General features: G+C 48.3%; 1 protein-coding gene. It reads left to right on the forward strand.

Annotation, left to right across the window (positions count from 1 at the left end):
• Positions 1–2,418: hypothetical protein (locus P2W71_RS21195; RefSeq protein WP_276373350.1), on the forward strand; the 2,418-nt coding region annotated here is incomplete at both ends.

Consider the following 2,418-nt stretch of genomic DNA (forward strand, 5'->3'; position numbering starts at 1 on the left):
TGTGAGTTCAACGCCTTCGATCACATCGAATACAATTACAGATAACACAAATTGTTCAGGTGCATCACCTAATGGATCGATCACCATCGATGTGAATGGCGGGGTTCCAGCCGCGACTGACTATACGATTCAATGGTATAACGGAATAGGCACATCAAGTGCGATAGCAGGAGAGACAACAGCGACATTATCAAACCTGGCAGCAGGCGACTACACCGTAGAGGTCACAGACATTCTTTCACCGGGCAACACCTGTGTGAGCACAGCTACCTTCAGCGTTATTGATGATCTTCCGGTGTTTACAATCAACAGCACAGCGATCACGGTAAGTGATCAAACCGACTGTGTGGCGAATGGTTCAGCAGAGGTTACCGATATTATGATCGATGGTGTATCCAATGGAGGCACGACAGGCTTTACCTTCGAATGGTTTGATGATGCTGGGGTATCGATCGATGGTCCTGGTGCATCTGCGATAGTTGGTGTTCCGTTAGCAGCTGGTAACTATAGGGTGGTAGCGACAAACACAACATCCTTGTGCAGCTCAGCTGCGATGGTGTTCACGGTTGATGATGCAAGCGTCACGCCTTCGATCACACAGAATTCAATTACAGCTAATACAAATTGTTCAGGTGCGTCCCCTAATGGATCGATCACCATCGATGTGAATGGCGGGGTTCCTGCAGCGACTGATTATACGATTCAATGGTATAGTGGAATAGGCACATCAAGTGCGATAGCAGGAGCGACGACAGCGACATTATCAAACCTGGCAGCAGGCGACTACACCGTAGAGGTAACAGACATTCTTTCACCGGGCAACACCTGCGTGAGCACAGCGACGTTCACCGTTGTTGATGATCTTCCGGTGTTTACAATTAACAGCACAGCGATCACGGTAGGAGACCAAACTGATTGTGTGGCGAATGGTTCAGCAGAAGTTACCGATATTATGATCGATGGTGTATCCAATGGAGGCACGACTGGTTTTACCTTTGAGTGGTTTGATGATGCTGGTGTATCGATCGATGGTCCTGGTGCATCTGCGATTGTTGGTGTTCCGTTAGCAGCGGGTAACTATAGGGTGGTGGCGACAAACACAACATCCTTGTGCAGCTCAGCTGCGATGGTGTTCGCGGTAGATGATGCAAGTGTCACGCCTTCGATCACATCGAATACAATTACAGACAACACAAATTGTTCAGGCGCACCATCTAATGGATCAATCACCATCGATGTGAATGGCGGGGTTCCTGCAGCGACTGATTATACGATTCAATGGTATAATGGAATAGGCACATCAAGTGCGATAGCAGGAGAGACGACAGCGACATTATCAAACCTGGCAGCAGGCGACTACACCGTAGAGGTGACAGACATTCTTTCACCTGGCAACACCTGTGTGAGCACTGCTACGTTCACCGTTGTTGATGATCTTCCGGTGTTTACAATTAACAGCACAGCGATCACAGTCGGAGATCAAACCGATTGTGTGGCGAATGGTTCAGCAGAGGTTACTGATATCATGATCGATGGTGTATCCAATGGAGGCACGACAGGCTTTACCTTCGAATGGTTTGATGATGCTGGGGTATCGATCGATGGTCCTGGCGCATCTGCGATTGTTGGTGTTCCGTTAGCAGCGGGTAACTATAGGGTGGTAGCGACAAACACAACATCCTTGTGCAGTTCAGCTGCCATGGTGTTTACGGTTGATGATGCAAGTGTCACGCCTTCGATCACACAGAATACAATTACAGCTAACACAAATTGTTCAGGTGCTTCTCCTAATGGATCGATCACCATCGATGTGAATGGCGGGGTTCCTGCAGCGACTGATTATACGATTCAATGGTATAACGGAATAGGCACATCAAGTGCGATAGCAGGAGAGACAACCGCGACATTATCAAACCTGGCAGCAGGCGACTACACAGTAGAAGTGACAGACATTCTTTCACCGGGCAACACTTGTGTGAGCACAGCGACGTTCAGCGTTGTTGATGATCTTCCGGTGTTTACAATTAACAGCACAGCGATCACAGTAGGAGATCAAATCGATTGTGTGGCGAATGGTTCAGCAGAGGTTACCGATATTATGATCGATGGTGTATCCAATGGGGGCACGATAGGCTTTACCTTCGAATGGTTTGATGATGCTGGGGTATCGATCGATGGTCCTGGTGCATCTGCGATAGTTGGTGTTCCGTTAGCAGCGGGTAACTATAGGGTGGTAGCGACAAACACAACATCCTTGTGCAGCTCAGCTGCCATGGTGTTCACGGTTGATGATGTGAGTTCAACGCCTTCGATCACATCGAATACAATTACAGATAACACAAATTGTTCAGGTGCATCACCTAATGGATCGATCACCATCGATGTGAATGGCGGGGTTCCAGCCGCGACTGACTATAC

It is taken from the genome of Chryseolinea sp. H1M3-3 (assembly GCF_029360725.1).
GTDB lineage: Bacteria > Bacteroidota > Bacteroidia > Cytophagales > Cyclobacteriaceae > Chryseolinea.